Annotated in this window: 16 protein-coding genes and 4 pseudogenes; 9 read left to right on the top strand and 11 right to left on the bottom strand. The window is 38.1% G+C overall.

The window, feature by feature from the left end; all coding sequences use genetic code 11:
* Positions 1-2: 2 nt before the first annotated feature.
* The gene (locus tag IPK31_01450) at positions 3-992 is read left to right on the top strand and encodes an NADP-dependent oxidoreductase (protein ID MBK8086739.1); all 990 of its coding nucleotides are present in this window, start codon (positions 3-5) and stop codon (positions 990-992) included.
* Positions 993-1,104: 112 nt separating this feature from the next.
* Here IPK31_01450 and IPK31_01445 read toward each other — a convergent pair whose 3' ends face one another.
* From IPK31_01445 to IPK31_01405, 9 genes and pseudogenes are all read right to left on the bottom strand, one after another.
* Entirely contained in the window at positions 1,105-1,662 is a 558-nt protein-coding gene (locus tag IPK31_01445) for a transposase (GenBank protein ID MBK8086738.1), read from the bottom strand.
* An 87-nt stretch (positions 1,663-1,749) separates the two neighbouring features.
* Positions 1,750-1,893 carry a hypothetical protein gene (locus IPK31_01440; GenBank protein ID MBK8086737.1) on the bottom strand — a complete coding sequence of 48 codons (144 nt, stop codon included), beginning with the start codon at positions 1,891-1,893 and terminating at the stop codon, positions 1,750-1,752.
* Positions 1,890-2,108 carry a hypothetical protein gene (locus IPK31_01435; protein MBK8086736.1) on the bottom strand — a complete coding sequence of 73 codons (219 nt, stop codon included), beginning with the start codon at positions 2,106-2,108 and terminating at the stop codon, positions 1,890-1,892. Before IPK31_01435 ends, IPK31_01440 begins: the two co-directional genes overlap by 4 nt.
* A gap of 678 nt (positions 2,109-2,786) precedes the next feature.
* Entirely contained in the window at positions 2,787-4,757 is a 1,971-nt protein-coding gene (locus IPK31_01430; GenBank protein MBK8086735.1) for a hypothetical protein, read from the bottom strand.
* A complete protein-coding gene (locus IPK31_01425) occupies positions 4,658-5,110 on the bottom strand; it encodes an ATP-binding protein (GenBank protein ID MBK8086734.1) in 453 nt (150 codons plus the stop codon). Before IPK31_01425 ends, IPK31_01430 begins: the two co-directional genes overlap by 100 nt.
* Entirely contained in the window at positions 5,107-6,582 is a 1,476-nt protein-coding gene (locus tag IPK31_01420) for a metallophosphoesterase (GenBank protein ID MBK8086733.1), read from the bottom strand. Before IPK31_01420 ends, IPK31_01425 begins: the two co-directional genes overlap by 4 nt.
* 181 nt (positions 6,583-6,763) lie before the next feature.
* A pseudogene (locus IPK31_01415) lies at positions 6,764-9,308 on the bottom strand (phosphoenolpyruvate carboxylase).
* Positions 9,309-9,553: 245 nt separating this feature from the next.
* Complete coding sequence (locus IPK31_01410; GenBank protein ID MBK8086732.1) at positions 9,554-10,804, bottom strand: hypothetical protein; 1,251 nt, start codon at positions 10,802-10,804, stop codon at positions 9,554-9,556.
* Between the two features lie 64 nt (positions 10,805-10,868).
* Complete coding sequence (locus IPK31_01405) at positions 10,869-11,462, bottom strand: Crp/Fnr family transcriptional regulator (protein ID MBK8086731.1); 594 nt, start codon at positions 11,460-11,462, stop codon at positions 10,869-10,871.
* Positions 11,463-11,708: 246 nt separating this feature from the next.
* Between IPK31_01405 and IPK31_01400 the strand changes: the two genes are divergently transcribed.
* The 8 genes and pseudogenes from IPK31_01400 (at position 11,709) to IPK31_01365 (ending at position 18,824) form a co-directional block, all read left to right on the top strand.
* Entirely contained in the window at positions 11,709-12,176 is a 468-nt protein-coding gene (locus IPK31_01400) for a cytochrome c (GenBank protein ID MBK8086730.1), read from the top strand.
* 87 nt (positions 12,177-12,263) lie between these two features.
* Positions 12,264-14,258: pseudogene (gene nosZ / locus IPK31_01395) on the top strand (Sec-dependent nitrous-oxide reductase).
* Between the two features lie 103 nt (positions 14,259-14,361).
* Positions 14,362-15,371: pseudogene (locus IPK31_01390) on the top strand (nitrous oxide reductase accessory protein NosL).
* Entirely contained in the window at positions 15,371-16,573 is a 1,203-nt protein-coding gene (nosD, locus tag IPK31_01385; protein MBK8086729.1) for a nitrous oxide reductase family maturation protein NosD, read from the top strand. Before IPK31_01390 ends, nosD begins: the two are co-directional and overlap by 1 nt.
* A gap of 34 nt (positions 16,574-16,607) precedes the next feature.
* The gene (locus IPK31_01380; protein ID MBK8086728.1) at positions 16,608-17,309 is read left to right on the top strand and encodes an ABC transporter ATP-binding protein; all 702 of its coding nucleotides are present in this window, start codon (positions 16,608-16,610) and stop codon (positions 17,307-17,309) included.
* A gap of 43 nt (positions 17,310-17,352) precedes the next feature.
* A pseudogene (locus tag IPK31_01375) lies at positions 17,353-18,118 on the top strand (ABC transporter permease subunit).
* Between the two features lie 13 nt (positions 18,119-18,131).
* Complete coding sequence (locus IPK31_01370) at positions 18,132-18,422, top strand: cupin domain-containing protein (GenBank protein MBK8086727.1); 291 nt, start codon at positions 18,132-18,134, stop codon at positions 18,420-18,422.
* Between the two features lie 6 nt (positions 18,423-18,428).
* Positions 18,429-18,824 carry a group III truncated hemoglobin gene (locus IPK31_01365; GenBank protein MBK8086726.1) on the top strand — a complete coding sequence of 132 codons (396 nt, stop codon included), beginning with the start codon at positions 18,429-18,431 and terminating at the stop codon, positions 18,822-18,824.
* Between the two features lie 64 nt (positions 18,825-18,888).
* Here the strand turns inward: IPK31_01365 and IPK31_01360 are convergent, their stop codons facing one another.
* Positions 18,889-19,305 (bottom strand): fasciclin domain-containing protein, encoded by a 417-nt coding sequence (locus tag IPK31_01360; protein MBK8086725.1) that lies wholly within the window; start codon positions 19,303-19,305, stop codon positions 18,889-18,891.
* Positions 19,248-19,442: a hypothetical protein gene (locus tag IPK31_01355; protein MBK8086724.1), complete on the bottom strand. Its 195-nt coding sequence runs from the start codon at positions 19,440-19,442 to the stop codon at positions 19,248-19,250. The genes IPK31_01360 and IPK31_01355 overlap by 58 nt, the downstream gene beginning before the upstream one ends.
* Positions 19,443-19,530: the final 88 nt, after the last annotated feature.

Below are 19,530 nucleotides of genomic sequence, written 5' to 3'. Positions count from 1 at the left end.
AAATGAAAGCATATCAGGTAAACCGCTACGGCAAAAATGAAAAATTGCATTTGTCAGAAGTAGCAAAACCAGTTATAAACGACAACGAAGTTTTGGTAGAAATTTATGCTGCAAGTGTTAACCAGATAGATGCTAAAATAAAAAGTGGTGAATTTAGAATGATAATGCCTTTTAAACCACCTTTTACAATTGGGCATGATGTAGCAGGCGTTGTAACACAAGTGGGTGCAAAAGTCAGTCAGTTCAAAATTGGCGACGAAGTATTTGCCAGTTGTAAAGGAACATTTGCAGAATTTATTGCCATCAAAGAAAATGAACTGGCGTTGAAACCCAAAAATATTTCAATGGAAGAAGCTGCATCCATTCCGTTGGTTGGTTTAACAGCCTGGCAGGTTTTAGTTGAAAAAGGAAATCTGAAAAAAGGGCAAAAAGTTTTTATTCAGGCAGGTTCAGGTGGTGTTGGTACAATTGCTATTCAGCTGGCAAAACATTTGGGTGCTTATACAGCAACAACTGCAAGTGCTGCAAATAAAGATTTGGTAAAAAGCCTCGGTGCCGATTTGATTATTGATTACAAAACACAGGATTTTGAAACAATTTTGAAAGATTATGATCTGGTATTAAACAGCCAGGATTCTAAAACACTGGAGAAGTCGTTGAAAGTATTAAAGCCTGCCGGAAAAGCAATTTCAATTTCGGGCCCGCCTGATGTTGATTATGCTGACGAAAGCGGATTGAACTGGTTGTTAAAAAATGTAATGCGATTATTGAGTTTTAAAATTAAACAATCAGCAAAAAAGCTGCAGGTACATTACTCATTCCTGTTTATGAAACCCAACGGAAAGCAGTTAGGTGAAATTACAGCTTTAATTGAAGCTGGAATTATTCGCCCTGTTATAGATAAAGTGTTTCCGTTTGCAGAAACAAATGAAGCAATGTCTTATGTAGAAGCAGGTCGTGCAAAAGGAAAAGTGGTTGTGAAGGTGAAGTAATTTAGCGGGATTGAATTGCTGAGGTTAGTTACCTATGCTCATGTCGTTGGTGATCTTTACTGGCGCAGGCCTCTGGCCTGATGCCTGTTCGTTACTTTTCTGAAAAAATATGTCACTTCAAAAATACAAGATCAAGCAGGCCTTTTTGATTGTCTGTATAATAATCAATTGCACTGCTGTATAACCAATGTTCCGGTACTGATACAAAACCTGCACGTACCGGGTTTTCATGAAGGTAGGTAAACCGCTGCTCCAGCATTTCATTTGTATCTAACAATACAGGATGGTTTTCATGTTGCCAGAACTGGAAGCGCTGATTGCTTTTATTTGCTGTGCCGTTTTTTTCAAACACATCCAGCATCCACTCTCTTCTGCTTTCCTGCGGATGATTGATAACAGAATCAATGATTTTTAAAGCAGTAAAGCTTTTAATGTTTTTTATAACCATGCCCGGATCATTGTCATTCACAAATGAACAGATCATGTGAAAATGATTAGGCATTAAGACCCATGCATGTATTTGTAAGCCCTGGTTTTTCTGACAGTAGCGAAAACTGTCGAGCAGGATATCACGGTAAACAGGTCGTGTAAAAACATCTATCCAGTCAACCGTAGCTGCTGTAATAAAATAGGTTGCCTGTTTATCTGTAAACTTATACTTTGAACTCACAGCAGAAAGTTACTGAATTATATAATTTAGTAACGCATTGGCATCAGGCCGGAGGCCTGCGCCAGTGGGAAATTTGAGCAATATGATTCAGGTTGAAGGTCCATGCTGAAAGAAGCTGAGCCAACGTGACTTCTCCAAACGCAGGATGAATACCTGTTGCTGCAGATCATTCTCTGTGAGTTTTTTGCATGCAGCAACTCCATATTCTTTGTCGTAAAGTTTTAAATTCATCTAAAAGCTGCTCCAGTGATTTTCCCTGCTGTTTTCAAATTGTGCAAAGCGGTCAAAGGGTTCAAATGTTTTATCCTGTTGCCGGAAAGAATGATTTCCATTCTTGGAATCCAGTCTGTTTTTTCGCCATGAATGAGATGGCCGATAATATCATAAGCACTCCATGTGTCTGCACCTTGTTGTTTGAAGTGAAGCCGGTATAAGTTTTGTAACATGGCTGTGAGAACGGTTGGAGTGCGTTCAAGAATTTCAATTGATTTTGATACTGAAAATTCATTGATTGGTTATTTTAATGAGGATTGAAATTGATGAATTTGTTTACTATACAACTCCGGCAGAAAGTTACTGAATTATGGAATGAGGTAATGATTAGTAACAGGCCGGAAGTTTACAGAAAAGTGATTACTGTTATCTTCAAGCCTCTGCAGATACCGTTCAAGCGACTGCAGTTGCTGATTTAGAAGCTGCACGCTGCAATTAAGGCAGTGTAAGATGCAATTAAGACAGTGTAAGGATCGATTTTGTTACTGCACGGATCGACCAAGAGACTGCACGCATCAATTTAGTGACTGCACGCCGCAATTTGGGCAGTGTAAGATGCAATAAAGGCAGTGTAACGATCGATTTGGAGACTGCGAGCATCGATTTGGACGATGTAAGATGCGGTTTAAGTGGATGAAAACGAGGGTTTTAGCCTGAAATTTGTCTTTGTATTGCGAAGATTGAATTGATGAGTTTAGTGACCTATGCTAGGGTCGTTGGTGATAACAGCAGACGACGGCGTGCTTTTTTTGTAGATACCAACAAGGGCAAAAATGTCCTGAGTTGCAAACTCAGGACAGCGATTCAGTTTTTATTATTTAGTGAACATTGCGGACAGCTTGGGCAGTGTGTTAGGAGTTGTTAAAATCAGTAATAATGTCATACCTAACATAAAACTCTTTAGTTCCTTCATGAATATCAAAATATGAGTTGAGTTCAGTTATTATTGGAATAAATATCCTGTTTTCAGTTATGATTGTTGTTGTAGGTATAGCTTTGCCTCCTGTTGATTCATCTGCAAGCCTTTCTTTTAGTTCTATGTCATAATAAAGTGAAAGATTGTTTGAAGCATGAGTAAAAATATAAACCACTTTATGCATGCTCCAAATTACCTTGGTCGTATGTGGCTCTAAGAAAAATTCCAATTGACTTTTAAAAATCTTTTCTGAAAGACTTAGGAATAATGAGAAATTATTTAGGTGTTTATATTCTTTATCTGTTTTTAAAATCTTCTTATCTGTTTTAGTTTCTTGTCTGATTATTGGCGGTACAGCACTGTATTCATCAAAAGTAGTTTTGTCTGCTGTATTGTCTTCGATAATACTTGGTATTTCTTGTTCAACAGTGCCAACTTGATTCTGTCTTACAAATTGAGAATGAGTTCTAATTATTGTTGTTGACTTTTTTAGAACTTCTGGAAAATCAATGTCACCCGATACATATTCTGAAAGTAAAGATTCTAGAGCTCCAAGATCGGAATACTCGTATTTATATAATTCTCGATTGCGCATAAGGATTTTATGCAACGCATCTGCACCTTGTTTGGTTGAGGAAGGAACGTAAGCGGAGAATTTTTGATAAAGATGATTTCTTACAAAATCCTTTACAAAGCTCCCGAATAATGACCAATCAGTTGTGTAAATTTGAAGCACTTGCCTAACAGCACTCGATTGCCTAGACAAGTAAACAATCACAACATTGTCTTTATAATCAATTAAACTAGGCACTTGATGGCTAATATCGGCAATATAGACTTTAGAATCTGCAATTAAATAATCTTCATTTAGAATATTAGTAATTCGAAGAATTAAGGTTACTTCCGAAAATGATAAATCTTTTGTTTCAAATATTTTTAAAACACTTGCTTTATCCGGAACTTCCTCTACCCCTAATCTTTTAATGTATTCTAATTGTATTCTTCTTCTTGGATTATCTTGACTTAATAACAACAGATAGGAATTTTCATTTCCGAATTGCAGAATGGTAGATGGGTCACGCCCAGAGTAATAATAAACTTTCTTGCCTCCAACAGTAGGGGTTATTTTACTCAAACTCCATCTTTCATCATTAGGCTGAGCAACAATTTTTAGGTTTTTTGCTAACTCGAACCTGTTCTTTGATGAAACATAGTTTAAAAATCCCGGATTTAAATCAGCTATTTCTAAGTTGGAAATCGATTCAGCAATTTTTGTTTCGACTGTATTTACAATTTGAGAAACAAGTTCAATACTTTCTCTACTCAATGCTTCCCTGCCGGCAGTTGGGTGTAAAATTGATAAATTTACAACACCACCTAAATTGAAAAAACCTGAAATTGGGATTGGCGCTAAACCAAAGTAATTCCTAAGTCCGTAAATTCCACCGCCGCCCTGTGAAAGTGCGATATTGCCAATAATTGGTTGAGAATTTATATAAATATTTGAACAAAAAACTTTTATGATGTTTTGATTAGTGTAGTTAATAGTAAGTGTGAAAGTCGAGTTGTTTTGATTGCCGATATTATAAGTTTCAGTTTTGTATTGATTCTCTTGTCTAACTTCAAATATGTCAATATATTTATTCTGACTAACTGATTTGCCATTTATTATTACCGGGATATTTAAATACTTTATATATGGGTTAAGGTAGCTGATTGCTCCCTGAACTGTAAGATTTAAAGCGTCATCTAGCTCAGCAATAATTTGTGTACCCGGCTCTCTTTCTTCATCGAAGATTTTAATATCTATACAGTCTTCAGTAATAGAAAGAGATTCTCTTTTAGCAAAGGTTTCAATTGTTTCATTTCCTCTGCGAAATGCGTAATGACTTTTATTGATTTGCACACACCAAAATTAGCCATTGCGCCAATACCAAAAGTCCCGACGACTCCGGCTTTTTGTGCAATTTCATTGTTTTTACCGCTTGACCCTGCTTTCCAGAAATTGTTACTTACAACATCCCTATTCATGCCAATACCATTGTCTTCAATTGTAATATATTTCGGGTCGATGTTAACAATAATTTTGGGTTCAAACGGTGTTGCGCTATTAAGTTGCATTCGCATCAAAATCGCATCATATCCATTTTGTATATTTTCACGTAATAAAGCGTAGGGTGAGTCGTAAATATCATTAGAAAGTATTTCAAGTACTCTCCTAACTTCGATTTGAAATGATAATTTGCTTGTAGTGCTCATCTTGTTAAGGCTTCAATTGTTTTAATTAAATCTGTAACTGCTTTACTTGTTGGAGCAAGTTTATTTATCTTTTCAGCCACTTCTTTCATTTGAGGTTTATTTGCTGACTGAATGGCGGCATTCAAAACCGTTATGATTTCTTCATCTGATTGCGGATCCGTTAAGACTTTTAACGCTAAGTCAAAATCTTCTGTTTGCAAAATACACTCAACTAAAAACTTTTTTACATAATCACTATTTATATCAAGAGTTAATAATGCCTTTTTTGCATCAGAATATTTGTTTTCATTCATTAATTTTTCAATTTCAAGTAAAATGCTATTATTATCTGATAAGTTGGGCTTTTCGATTTCCAAAGTATAATGACTTATATTTTTTGAGTCAATTCTTCCGGCTGTCCAAATCGGATTGTCTAGAGGTGAAGAGTCAGTCTTTTCTCTTACATGTAATGTTACTTGTAGGCAGGGGTTTTCATTTATATTTTCTATTTCAATAATATTGTATTGCCTATTATTACCTACTGGCAATTCAGTTGGCCCTCCGCACAAAGTACCAGCACTAAATACAATTATTTTCTTTTGTTCAATTACATCACTAAATTCATGGATAAGCTCAGTCTTATGTTGGTGACCATGAAAACCAAGTGCAATGCCAGAATCAATAAAATTTTTAAGCCGACTATTGTCCATATAGTTTGAGTCGTATGGAAGCCCTTTAGTGTTGTGATGCCATGTTGACAAAATAAGTCTGCCTTTCTTTTGTAAATCACGGAGTTTTAAATTGACATTAGCAATACATTCAGAATTAATATCACCAACAAATCTTAGATGATCGTTATTGTAACAACTATTGAATGCTGTAATAGTTAAGCTAAATTCGGGGTAATCAAAAATGTCATATTGCTCTTTTGGGGAAATGCTATAATTTCTCTTCCCTTCATAAAAAACATTATAGAAATTTGCGAATGCCTCCAACCTGCGGTTATATTTATCAGTATCTGTTATTTTGTAAAAGGATAGGTCTTTCCAAGACCATCTTGTTTTTGAATTTTGATTTATAGAATCATTTAAGTATTCCCATTTAAAATTGTTTTTCTCGTCGAAAATTTTTGAACTATCGATTTTGTCCATACTTTCTTTTGAGAATTTCCAGTCGACATCATGATTGCCAGGAATTATAACTATTCTTTTCTTATTACCTCCCAAGAAGGAGTTAGTCAGGTCATTTAAAAATGAAATTGCTTCATTATACTGGATTTGAACTTCTTCTTCAGAGCCATCTGGTTTGTTAGAACCACGAATAATGTCCCCGCTAACTATTATTATATCTGGCGCTTGTATTTTTGGCGTTTCGGAAACAGAATATTTATCCTTGTCATTTATTAGTGAGGAAAGCAACGCAACATTCGAAATTTCACAACCTTTGCTTCTATGTAGATCTGAGATGTGTAGTATTGATATTTTTCTTTTCATTTAATATTTACAGTACAGTTATAAATTTAGTGATGCCTGTTCTAATACTTTGGGTAGCATTTAAATATACATAACTCCTCTCAATTTCAAGTTTTATGCATCTGATTTATTTTAGCAACATAAGAAAATAAGCCGTGTACAATCTTTATACACGGCTTATTCAATATTAATTTATTTATACCTACGCCGAATTCCTCGCCGCATTAATAATTCCACAGGAACTGCGGATGATGAGTTTTTCAAATGCTTCTTTTGAAACGGATGGTACACCGGGTTCATTCATTTCCCTGATCTTGGTAATGGCATACTGCTGTATGGTAATGAGCGGCATCACTATGCGTTCACGCATCTGGATCGATTGCTGTTCAACGGGGTAATCTTCCATGAGCTCGGTATTGCCACTCAGCATCAGTACATATTTCCGGGTAAGTACATATTCATCATAAATCTTCTGCCAGATAACTCCATACAAAGGATGCTGTGATAAATATTCAGTGAGCGGGAAATAACATTTCTTCATCGCCATTTCACAGTTATCAAACAATGTTTTAATGAAGAGTGAATTTTTGTAGAGCTTTTTAATTTCAGCAAAACGTCCCTGGTCATCGAGTGCTTTCAAAGCAGAGCCAACACCATAATAACCGGTTACATTTTGTTTGAGCTGACTCCATGCACCTACATAAGGAATGGCACGGAGGTCCTTGAGTTCAAGACGGGAAGAAGCTCCACGCTTGGTGGGGCGGCTGGCAATATTGGTATCGCTGTAAAATTTCAACGGACTTACATCAACGAGGTACTGCATAAAGTAAGGATGATTCTTCAGCTCAACATATGCATCGTAACTCTTTTGTGCAATTTCAACAATGAGGTTTTCTTCTTCTTTCTGCAAAGTAATTTCAGCCGAATCAAAAATGTCATTGCTGAGTCCGGCATTGAGCAGCTGTTCAATATTAAACTGTGCAGCATCCTGTGTACCAAAGTTGGAACTTACGGTTTGTCCCTGCACGGTTAACTGAATTTCTTTGTTGGCAATATTTTTTCCCATGGATGCATAGAAGCGGTGTGTTTTACCACCACCACGTGCAGGAGGTCCGCCACGGCCATCAAAGAACACCACATCAATTCCAAACTGCCTTGAGATAGCTGTTAATTCTTCTTTTGCTTTATAAATACTCCAGTTGGCCATGAGGTAACCGCCATCTTTGGTACCATCACTGAAACCAAGCATGATTGTTTGCTGGTTGCCCCTGCGCTGTAAATGATATTTGTAAACAGGATGATCGTATAATTCATTCATTACTTTCGCCGCTTCCTGCAAATCATCTACTGTTTCAAACAACGGAACAATATCCAAATCGAGTTCTTCACTTTTCCATCCGCTGAGGATGAGGAGCTGATATACTTCCATTACATTGAGTGCACTTGTACACTGGCTGATGATATAACGGTGGCATCCATCTTTACCATTCGATTGCTGAATGTTTTGAATGTTCTTCATATTACCGAGTGTTTCATTCACCATTTCATCAGTTGCCCTGTTCTCTGCATCGGGTTTATAGTTGGGAAGAAATTCAAAATCATTATTGCCCTGCCTTGCAGCAATGGCTGACAATACTTTTCCATGCACTGAATTATCCTGGCGAATATCAAGCGAAGCAAAATGCAAACCGAATAACTGTACACGGTTGATGAGTTGCTCTACTGATTGCTGAAACAATCCATTGTGCTGATGAATGAGGATCTGTCTTATTTCAGATAAAGTGGTGAGCACTTCATCTTTAGTCAAATTGGTTGTATGACCGGGAATGAAAATATTATCGTAGAGTTTCTTTTCTAATGTTGTTAATAATACATCCACGCCATCAAATGTTAAGCGGCGTTTTAAACGTCGCACATCGAGATAATAACATTTGATGATAGAACCACGAAGCTGCTCGGCAACTTTCAGTGTAATATCTGTTGTTACAAAAGGATTACCATCCCTGTCGCCACCGGGCCAGAAACCCATGCGGATAAATGGCTTTTTAAAATCGGCTCCTAACTGCAATTGCGTTTTAAGTGAAGTATAAATTTTTCCAACAGCTGAATAGAATACATTTTCCAGGTACCAGATCAACCTCACGGCTTCATCGTAAGGAGTTGGTTTCTTGTTTTTTGAGGAAAGGTGTTTTGCCCAACTGCTGCAGGTACACATTAATCTGGCTGGCATTGTTTTCTGATAATGCTTTCGACAGATCATGAATGATACCCAACACAGCACCGGGATAAAACTGCGTTGGGTGTGCAGTTAATACAAAACGAACAGAATAGTCGGCCAGTTTTTTTGTAAGCTCATCTTCTTTTTTATGCAGCTGTACTTCGTTGAGCAGTTGCTTCATACTTCCTGTTCCGTGCAGATCATGCACTTCTTTAAAGGCCGCATCTTCCAGCGCATCGAACAATACAATCTGCCGTTCGGCATATTGTACAAAACGGAAGAGCAGATCGATCTGCTGTTTCTCCGTTGTATAAGAAGTATGACGTTTGAAAAAGTCTTCAATAATTTCTGCCGGGCTTTGTTTCTTTTTAACTCCGTCTTCACAATTGGCTAAGAGTAACGACAATAAAATTCCTGTACGCTCAATGCGGTGAAAGGGAAGAGAAGTGAACAGACTGTTGTAAAGCTGAAATTTAATTCCGACTAAATTCTTGAACTGTTGCAGCCCCGCTGTGTTTGAAAATGACATAGTATTCCTGGTTGGTTTAAGAGCTGGCAAGCCTGAGCTGAAAGATAAAAAGAAATGAAGGGCTGAAAAAATTTGTTTCAGCAAAAAGTCCTTGTTCCTGCTGGTTTTGGGCAGGAAAGGAAAGAATCAGTAAGTGCCGGGTTAAATCCGGTTGTAATGAATATTCGTTAGTATATGAAAGTTGCTGTTATGAACGATCTTTTACTGTCGCACTTATACATTCTCACAACTTCAAAAGGGGAGATTTACCTGCTGATCAATTGCGTTGGTAACCCTGAAAATAACTGAGTTCTTCTTTGCGCTGTAACAAGAAAAAGTAAACCTGAAAACATGATCAGCGCAGTTGTCAGCAGCATGTAATTTGAAAAAGGAATATCAGAGTAACTGATCGCCGCAATTCCCTGCAGCATCAGGATGATTTCATTCAGCAATACACCGGTAACGAAGAGCCATATCCCCCGCCTTGCCCATTTCCTTTCGACAGTAATGAGTTGATTTTGCACCAGGAACCCAATAATAAAAACGGAAACAAAAGCCAGTAATACAAGATGAAGAAATCCAATTACAATGGGCCTGATGCCGAATGCATATTGATTTAATACCGGAACAGCAGAGAAAGCCTGCAGGATGATTTTGAGAATAAACGCAGAAATAGAAATGAGCCACATCCATTTTGTTACGGGATGGATAGCAGTTTGCAGAATATGTTTCATAGCAAGCAACAACCTGCAGAAAAGATATATGGCAATTAACTGAAGAAGTGCTGCAGCAATACCGGCATAATGCACCCAGTTGGGTAAACGCATCCATAACATTGAAAGAAACCAGGCGGGAATTAATGCAGCGATTAATAAATAAAAGAAACGGTCACTGGTTTGAACCTGTTCAATATTCATCCATTTGGCTGCGTATATAAACAGGAGACTAAGCAGAATAAACAGGAACCAGCCATTGTATTGAAAGTGCAGATAAAAATAAACCGAACCAAAATACCAGCTCTGGTGCAGAATCTTATTCACCATTAAATAAGCAAGAGCAAAAGTTCCCAATGATGAAACCAAATTGCAGATCAATCCTGCATACAACCATTTTTTTTCAAAGCTGAGTTGGGTATTTGTTTTAATCATTCCCCAAACAAGCCAGACAAACCAAAATGAAACAAGGATGGAAAAAGTGGAAAAGGCAATGGAGGCTGCAGCATATCCCACAAAAGGAAATGTAAACAGCATTCCATAGCTGCTGATTTGATGCATCCACAATAACCGGGAAAATTGTTTTAGTTCTTTTTCACCCGGCTGCAGGATATGAATGATGGCAACATATAATGCAAGCGAAACCCAACCGGCAAACGCAAAATGTGAATGACCGTGAAGGAGGTGTTTATGATCAACCCATGGTAAAGGAAATAAAATTTTGTAACGGAGTATAACACCAACAGCTGCCAGTACCAGGAAATTCAGAATTGCCAGCCTTGCCCATTTTTGAGTAAATGTCATTCGTTTGAGGGAGTTTATTCAAAGAAAACAAGAAGATGGTAAGTCGTTTATGATTCAAATCACATCAACAGTACACTTTTCCTTTTTCAATTTTCAATTCTCCCTTTTCCTGCATCTGGCGAATGGAACGGATAACTGTTTCTACCCGCAGCCCGGTCATGTCGGCTATCTGCTGGCGGGTAAGGTCTATTTTAAAAAGTTCACTACTTTGAATACCATGATTTTTTTTGTATTCTTTCAACAGCGTACTGACCCGGTGCAGTGGCCCGTATGAAGAGATTTCTTTTGATATGAGGGATTTGAACCGGAGCCTTCTTGCGAGTGTTTGAGTAAAACAAAAATGGATATCAAAATTTTCTTTCAGCAATTGAAGAAAATTTTCTTTTCTTAAACGGATAATGGTTGAATCTTCATCAGCTAAAGCACTTGCGGGGTACGTGCCTGCATCAAACAGCGGGGGTTCGCCAAAACTTGCACCTGCTTCAAAAATACCCTGTATAAACTCCTTTCCGTCCTCATTGGTATTGCACATTTTTATTTTCCCTTCCACAACCTGGTAATAAAAATTTGCATAATCATCTTCACAAAAAAGAACGTGTCCTTTCTGGAGTTTATGAAAAGTTGCACCCCATGCCAGAAGAATGTCAATATCAATAATACACTGATCAGATTTTTGCATGATCTAACTAAGTAAGTAAGGTTTTTAATTTTTGCAGGTGGTCTTTAATGGCTTCGTCTTAAATAAAGATCGATTTTTTGGGGGAATGATTATTCCCTTTTCTGATCTTCTTTTTTGGCAGGTGCTTTCAAAAGTCTTTTCTCACTTTATGACTTCAATCATAAAGTTAGTTTTTATCTCACAGTAATCTTGTGCTGTTATTTCAAGACTAAAAAATAAAAGCGCATGAAAAAAACTCTTATCGTATTGAGCCTCATTGCATTCATCTATGCCTGTGGCAGTAATTCATCAGGTAATCAGCAGCAGGCAGAGCAGCCGGCAACTGATAAAACCGACGCATCCACCTACGACCCCGAACGGGGAGCAGGAAAATTTACAAATGTTGACGTAAAACCTGAGCTTGATGCTGCAATGGCAGAAGCAGGATTAAAAGTGTATGATGTGAAATGTGCCAGCTGCCATAAAACTACTGATGAGAAGTTGGTTGGCCCGGGCTGGAAAGGAGTTACATCAAGGTTCAGGGCAGAGTGGATTATGAATTTTGCCACTAACCCAGATGAAATGCTGAATAAAGATCCCAAGGCAATGGCACAGCTTGAAATTTGCCTGGTACGTATGCCAAACCAGGGATTAACAGATGATGATGCCCGCCATGTATATGAGTTTATGCGTAAAAATGATGGTGTGAAGTAAGAGGCAGGAGGGAAGTAAGAAGTAAGAAGTAAGAAGTGTTCTTGTTGTAGAAGTAGCTAATATTTTTTAAACCCATAACTATCGAATATGAAATATTCAAAACTTATACTGTTTATCCTCTTATCAGGATCGGTATTGCAAATGATGTCCTGTAAACCAAAAGGTGCTGGTGGCACAGTAAGTGCCGGCTCGGCTGAAAAAGCGTATGTAGCACCCGGTAAGTATGATGAATTTTACAATTTTGTTTCCGGTGGCTTCAGCGGGCAAATGAGTGTGTATGGATTACCCAGCGGACGTTTGCTGAGGGTAATTCCTGTTTTTTCTGTTGACCCTGAAAAAGGTTATGGTTACAGCGAAGAATCAAAGCCAATGTTGATGACATCGCATGGTTTTGTTCCCTGGGATGATTTGCATCACGTTTCATTTTCACAAACAAATGGTGAAATTGATGGACGCTGGACTTTTGGTAACGGTAACAACACCCCACGTGTAGCAAGGATTGACAACACAACTTTCCGCACAGCTGAAATCATTGAGCTTCCCAACAGTGCAGGTAATCACTCTTCTCCATTTATTACAGAAAATTCTGAATATCTGGTTGCAGGTACACGTTTCAGTGTTCCTGTTGGCGATAATACTGATGTGCCGATTGCATCTTACAAACAAAACTTCAAAGGAACCATCAGCTTTATCAGTATTGGTAAAGAAGGCCAGATGGATATTGCCTTTCAGCTTTTGCTGCCAGGTGTAAATTTTGATCTCAGTCATGCAGGTAAAGGACCAAGTCATGGATGGTTCTTCTTCAGCTGCTATAACAGTGAGCAGGCAAATACATTGCTGGAAGTAAATGCTTCTCAGCGTGATAAAGATTTTGTAATGGCTGTAAACTGGAAAAAGCAGAAGAATACCTGAGAGCAGGCAAAGGCGTTAAACAAAAGGTGCGTTATGCGCATAATGTATACAATGAAAAAACACATACAGCTACTTCCGAAATCAGAACTGAAGTAACCGTTCTTGATCCAGCCATTTTAAAAGATATCTGCTATTTTATTCCCTGTCCAAAATCACCACATGGTTGCGATGTAGATCCTACAGGTGAATATATTGTTGGCAGTGGTAAACTGGCAGCATTGATTCCTGTGTTTTCTTTTACGAAAATGCAGAAAGCAATTGCGGATAAAACATTTGATGGTGAATTTGGCGGCATTCCTGTTATTAAATATGAAGCTGCTTTACATGGTGAAGTGAAGAAGCCGGGTCTCGGACCTTTGCATACTGAATTTGATGGTAAAGGATTTGCGTATACTTCTTTCTTTGTAAGCAGTGAAGTGGTGAAATGGAACATTAAAGATTTAAAAGTGGTTGACAGGGTTCCAACTTATTATTCTGTTGGTCACTTATGTATTCCCGGTGGTGACACAAGAAAGCCATTTGGTAAATACCTCATTGCATATAATAAAATTACGAAAGACCGGTATCTGCCAACAGGCCCTGAACTTGCACAAAGTGCTCAGTTATATGACATCAGTGGAGATAAGATGCAATTGATTCTTGACTTTCCAACTATTGGTGAGCCACACTATGCAGGTGCAATGCCGGCAGATCTCATCAAAAAGAAAAGTTTAAAGATTTATAAGATTGAAGAAAACGCAAACAAATATGTTGCAAAAAGGCGAAAAGGAAGCAAAAGTGGTACGTGAAGGAAATAAAGTACATGTATACGGAACTGCTATGCGTTCACACTTTGCACCGGATAATATTGAAGGAGTAAAAGTGGGAGATGAAGTGTATTTCCATATTACCAACCTGGAGCAGGATTGGGATGTGCCTCATGGGTTTGCCGTAAAAGGTGCACTTACTGCTGAGCTGTTAATTATGCCCGGCGAAACACAAACATTGAAATGGGTACCTGAAAAACCGGGTATGTATCCATTTTACTGTACAGATTTTTGCAGTGCCTTACACCAGGAAATGCAGGGATATGTGCGTGTATCACCTGCAGGAAGTAATATTCCGCTTACGTTCAGTTTAGGTAAGCAGGGAGCAGCAGCAGCCGATACAACAAAACCGGCAGCTAAATAAGACGAGTTCAGATAATTATCATAAAACAGGCCTGTGCTTCACTGCATGTGAGCCGGGCCTGTTTTTAGTTTTGAAACATTTGACGATCTAAAATAATTGAAGAATGAAAAATCATTTATCACCCATGGCAAGAATAGCATCCTTGATTTGTGCCGTGGGATTGGCAATTGTGATTTTTGTGCCTATGTGGAGAATTGATTTAACCGCACCACAATATCCTGAAGGATTAGTTTTAAAAATTCATGCTAATAAACTGGGAGGCGATGTTGATATCATTAATGGATTGAATCACTATATTGGAATGCGTACACTGCATGCCAATGATTTTATAGAATTTACAATACTGCCTTATATCATTGGAGCATTTGCTGTCATAGGATTGCTCGCTGCCTTCATTAACCGGAGATGGTTTTTTATGTGTGGACAGCTCTGTATGTATTGTTTGGTATTGTAGCCATGTATGATTTTTACAGGTGGGAATATGAATATGGGCATAATCTTGATCCAACAGCTGCCATCATTGTTCCGGGCATGGCTTACCAGCCACCATTGATTGGTTTTAAACAGTTGCTCAACTTTGGGGCATACTCATTTCCTGATGTTGGCGGTTATATTTTTATTGGCGTGGGATTAATACTTGTTGTGATTACTTTTTTGGAATGGAAGAAAGCCAGAAAGCTCAGGCATACTGTTTCTGCTGCAATAGGTTTATCCATGATTTTTCTGTTACCGAGTTGTTCATCGGGTCCGCAGCCAATAGCATACGGGAAAGATGCCTGTTATTTTTGCAAAATGGTAATCAGTGATCAACGATTTGGTGCAGAACTGATAACAGATAAGCACAAGATTTATAAGTTTGATGATACACATTGTACAGTGTCGTTTCTAAAATCCAATGTTCTTGCCAAAGAACAGGTTGCATCCATTTATCTGGTTGATTATTCTCAAAAAGGCAAACTGATAAAAGCTGAAGAAAGTTTTTTACTGAAGAGCGAAGAGTTGAGAAGCCCCATGGGTGGTAATATTGCTGCTTTTGCCGCAGAAGACAGCATGACGAAATTTAATACGGAACTGAACGGAGCTGTCATAAAATGGAATGAGGCGATCCAATAATGAAAGGGTCAATCATCATACTATTTCTGTTATTTCTTTTCAATGCTGAAGCAAAAACATGGCGTGTTGGTTCTTCGCAGCAAAACCACAGCATTAAAGAAGCAATCAACAAAGCATCTGAAGGCGATACCATACTCATTTATCCGGGTGTATATAAAGAAGGGCAGATTATTCTTACAAAAAAAATTTTTTTAAAGGGGATTAATTTCCCGATACTGGATGGAGAAAAAAAAGTGGAGATATTAACTATCCGCAGTGATGGTACTGTTGTGGAAGGGCTTCATTTCCGCAATTCTGGTCACAGCAGCTACAACGACATTGCGGCATTACGTATTGCAGACAGCCGGTCTGTTACCATACGGAACAACAAAGTTGACTTCAGCTATTTTGGTGTCTACTCTCAACATGCAACGGCCTGTATAATTACCGGGAATGTTTTGAATTCGGATGCTAAAGATGAAATATCATCGGGCAACGGTATTCATTGCTGGAAGAGCGACAGTATGCAAATCACGGGTAATGATATAACAGGCCATCGGGATGGAATTTATTTTGAGTTTGTAACCAACTCTGTTATAAAAAACAATATCAGTCATCAGAATGTACGGTATGGATTACATTTTATGTTCTCCAATTATAACAGTTATCTGTCAAATACTTTTCGTGATAATGGTGCCGGAGTGGCAGTGATGTATTCGAAGGGAATCAGGATGTTTAAGAATACGTTTTCTGATAACTGGGGTTCTGCTGCTTATGGCATTTTAATGAAAGATATTACTGACAGCCATGTGGAAGGAAATCTTTTTGTCCGGAATACGGTGGGTGTTATGATGGAAGGCAGTAACCGGATTATAGTGATGAAGAATATTTTTGAAAGTAATGGATGGGCCATGAAAATCCAGGCAAGCTGTATGGATAATACCATCACACAAAATAATTTCAAAGCCAATTCATTTGATATGGCCACCAATGGCGATTTGGTGCTGAATAAGTTTGAAAAAAATTACTGGGACAAATATGAAGGCTACGATCTCAACAGGAATGGCATTGGTGATGTGCCTTATCATCCTGTAAGTATGTTTTCCATGATCAGTGAACGCAATTCATCCAGTATGATGCTGTTTCGCAGTTTTATTGTTGGATTGCTTGATAAGGCAGAGAAGATGCTGCCTGTTATTACACCTGTTGATCTTGAAAGATGATCAGCCCTTAATGAAACCTCTTAAACTCTGAAGAATGATCATTGCCAGTAACGTTACAAAAACATTCGGCAGGTTAAAAGCACTGGATAATGTAAGTGTGAATTGTGCAAAGGGTCAAACCATTGCACTGATTGGTCCAAATGGCAGCGGAAAAACAACGCTTATTAAGTCTATACTCGGAATGGTGGTTCCGGATAGCGGTTTTATCACATTTGATCAGCATAATATTCTGCACGACTGGAATTACCGTAAGCGGATTGGTTATATGCCCCAGATAGGGAGGTATCCAGAAAATATGAGTATTGCGCAGGTGTTTGCAATGATGAAGGATATCCGCAAATCATCAACTACTGTAATTGATGAAGAACTGATTGCTGCATTTGGTTTGAATGAAATCATGAGTAAGAAGATGCGTACCCTCAGTGGCGGTACACGCCAGAAAGTAAGTGCCTCACTTGCCTTTTTGTTTAATCCTGATGTATTGATACTTGATGAACCCACAGCAGGGCTTGATCCTGTTGCTTCAGAAATTCTGAAACAGAAAATTGTACAGGAAAAAGAAAAAGGGAAACTGATTCTTATCACCTCGCATGTACTGAGTGAGCTGGATGATGTGGTGAGGGAAATTATTTATATGCAGGAAGGCAAACTGCAGTTTCATAAAACACTTTTGCAATTACAGGAAGATACAGGTGAAACAAAACTGGCAAAAGCAATTGCTCAAATCATGAAATGAAGCAAATAAAGGAAACAGAAATGAAACACATGAAATGATAATTATGCGTACCATTATTAAATATGTAGTGCTGGATCTGGTTAAGAACAAGATCGTCCTTGTTTATACTTTCTTCTTTGGCGATGTCGCTGGGCATTTTCAGTATGGATGAAAATGCAACAAAGGGGATTATGAGTTTAATGAACCTGGTTTTGATTTTTATACCATTGGTGAGCATTATTTTTTCAACGATTTATGTTTACAACTCCTCTGAGTTTATAGAGTTACTGGTAGCACAGCCATTAAAACGGAAAACACTCTGGCTGAGTATCTATACAGGTCTTTCTCTGTCCTTATCATTGGCATTCCTGGTGGGAGTGGGGATTCCTGTTTTGTTGTATGATGGTACTTCAACGGGATGGATATTAATTCTTTCGGGATTATTTCAAACCATCATCTTTACAGGTATTGCATTACTTGCTTCAGTAAACACAAGAGATAAAGCAAAAGGCATTGGTGTTTCTATTTTATTGTGGTTCTTTTTTACATTAATCTATGATGCGATTGTATTGTTACTGCTCTTCCAGTTCAGTGACTATCCAATGGAAAAACCCATGATTGCATTAAGTATGCTGAACCCTGTGGATCTTTCAAGAATATTGATTTTATTAAAACTTGATATATCGGCTTTAATGGGATATACAGGAGCAGTGTTCAAAGATTTTTTTGGAAGCAGTACAGGAGTTTTATTATCAGCATTGCTGTTATTCATGTGGGCAGTCATACCTTTATGGCTCTCGATGAAAAAATTTCAGCGTAAAGATTTATAAAACCCATTATTTTATGCTAACAGGTAATATCAATGATCAGTTTCATTTTGATAAGATTGGAAAAGCTGCTCTTTACAAGGATGAGCGTTTTCATGTTATGTTGCTCAACCTGCCTGAAGGAGATGAGCTGAAACCACATGCGTCTAAAACAGACGCATTCTGTATTGTTCAGAAAGGAGAAGCAGAGTTTATTTTAGAAGGAGTGCTTTCGCACTTAAAAAAAGGGGATCTGTTTTCGTTTAAAGCAAAACAGGAGCACTCATTAAAAGCAGTGACTGATTTCAGTATGTTGATTGTTAAATAAAATAGTATGAAAAAAGATATTGAAAACAGGGATGATATCATCAACCTGGTGAATACGTTTTATGATAAAGTAAAACCGGATGAAACAATTGGCTACTTCTTCAGCAAAACAGTGCATGTTGATTGGGAAAAACATTTGCCGGTAATGTATAATTTCTGGGAGAATATTATCTTTCATGTGGGCAGCTATTCAGGCAACCCAATGAAACATCACATCAGCCTTCATCAAAAATCTCCCATGAAAAAGGAGCATTTTAACAGGTGGATACAATTATTCAATGAAACGGTTGATGAATTGTTTGAAGGCGAACATGCTGAGCAGGCTAAGCAAAGAGCCTTATCTATTGCTACGGTTATGCAGATTAATATTGCTCAGTTGCCGGCAGATGAATCTATTTACTGATGAATGCAGCAATAAATAAAAAAGGCATCTGTACAGATGCCTTTTTTATTTATATGGGTTAAAGTTATTTCGCAGGAGCTAACAATACTGCATCAACAACATGAATGATGCCGTTTGTAGCCGGGATTGAGGCAATCACATTTGCACCATTCACAGTTATCTTCCCGTCTTTATTTCCAATGGTTACATTTTCACCACTTGCCATACCGTAAGTCATGCCATCGCCAAGCAATGCATCTTTTAATACGCCAACATAAACATGGTATTCAAGAATTGCACGGAGTTTATCCTTATTCTCTGGCTTGAGCAGGTCTTCCACTGTGCCTTTTGGCAATTTATCGAACGCAGCATTGGTTGGTGCAAAAACAGTAAAGGGGCCGGCATTACTGAGTGCATCAACGTAAGAGGCTGCTTGTAAGGCCGCTACCAGTGTGCTGTGGTCTTTACTGCCCACGGCAATTTTGACAACATCTTTTCTGATTCATCGTCCTGAACAGCAGATTGTCCTGCACCTGTTGATTGCTCAGCGGCAGCACTTGTGCCTCCCGATTGATCAGCTGCATTATTGCAGGCAGATAAAGCAAAAAAAGCAGCAACGATTAGAGTGAAATACTTCATATAGTTTCAGTTTATTGTTGAAGAATGGTTTTTATCGACACCGAAAGTAAAAATGGTGCCGTCAGAAAATTATGATCGAAATCATAAT

The sequence above is a fragment of the Chitinophagaceae bacterium genome (assembly GCA_016713085.1).
Classification (GTDB): Bacteria; Bacteroidota; Bacteroidia; order Chitinophagales; family Chitinophagaceae; genus Lacibacter.
Note: the sequence above shows the minus strand (reverse complement) of the source record. Positions and strands in the feature narration are given on the sequence as shown.

Coding starts and splice junctions, on each gene's coding strand:
- IPK31_01450 (MBK8086739.1), top strand. CDS start 3: ATGAAAGCATATCAGGTAAACCGCTACGGCAAAAATGAAAAATTGCAT.
- IPK31_01355 (MBK8086724.1), bottom strand. CDS start 19,442: ATGAAGTATTTCACTCTAATCGTTGCTGCTTTTTTTGCTTTATCTGCC.
- IPK31_01370 (MBK8086727.1), top strand. CDS start 18,132: ATGCTAACAGGTAATATCAATGATCAGTTTCATTTTGATAAGATTGGA.
- IPK31_01435 (MBK8086736.1), bottom strand. CDS start 2,108: ATGTTACAAAACTTATACCGGCTTCACTTCAAACAACAAGGTGCAGAC.
- nosD (MBK8086729.1), top strand. CDS start 15,371: ATGAAAGGGTCAATCATCATACTATTTCTGTTATTTCTTTTCAATGCT.
- IPK31_01440 (MBK8086737.1), bottom strand. CDS start 1,893: ATGAATTTAAAACTTTACGACAAAGAATATGGAGTTGCTGCATGCAAA.
- IPK31_01420 (MBK8086733.1), bottom strand. CDS start 6,582: ATGAAAAGAAAAATATCAATACTACACATCTCAGATCTACATAGAAGC.
- IPK31_01380 (MBK8086728.1), top strand. CDS start 16,608: ATGATCATTGCCAGTAACGTTACAAAAACATTCGGCAGGTTAAAAGCA.
- IPK31_01400 (MBK8086730.1), top strand. CDS start 11,709: ATGAAAAAAACTCTTATCGTATTGAGCCTCATTGCATTCATCTATGCC.
- IPK31_01410 (MBK8086732.1), bottom strand. CDS start 10,804: ATGACATTTACTCAAAAATGGGCAAGGCTGGCAATTCTGAATTTCCTG.
- IPK31_01425 (MBK8086734.1), bottom strand. CDS start 5,110: ATGAGCACTACAAGCAAATTATCATTTCAAATCGAAGTTAGGAGAGTA.
- IPK31_01365 (MBK8086726.1), top strand. CDS start 18,429: ATGAAAAAAGATATTGAAAACAGGGATGATATCATCAACCTGGTGAAT.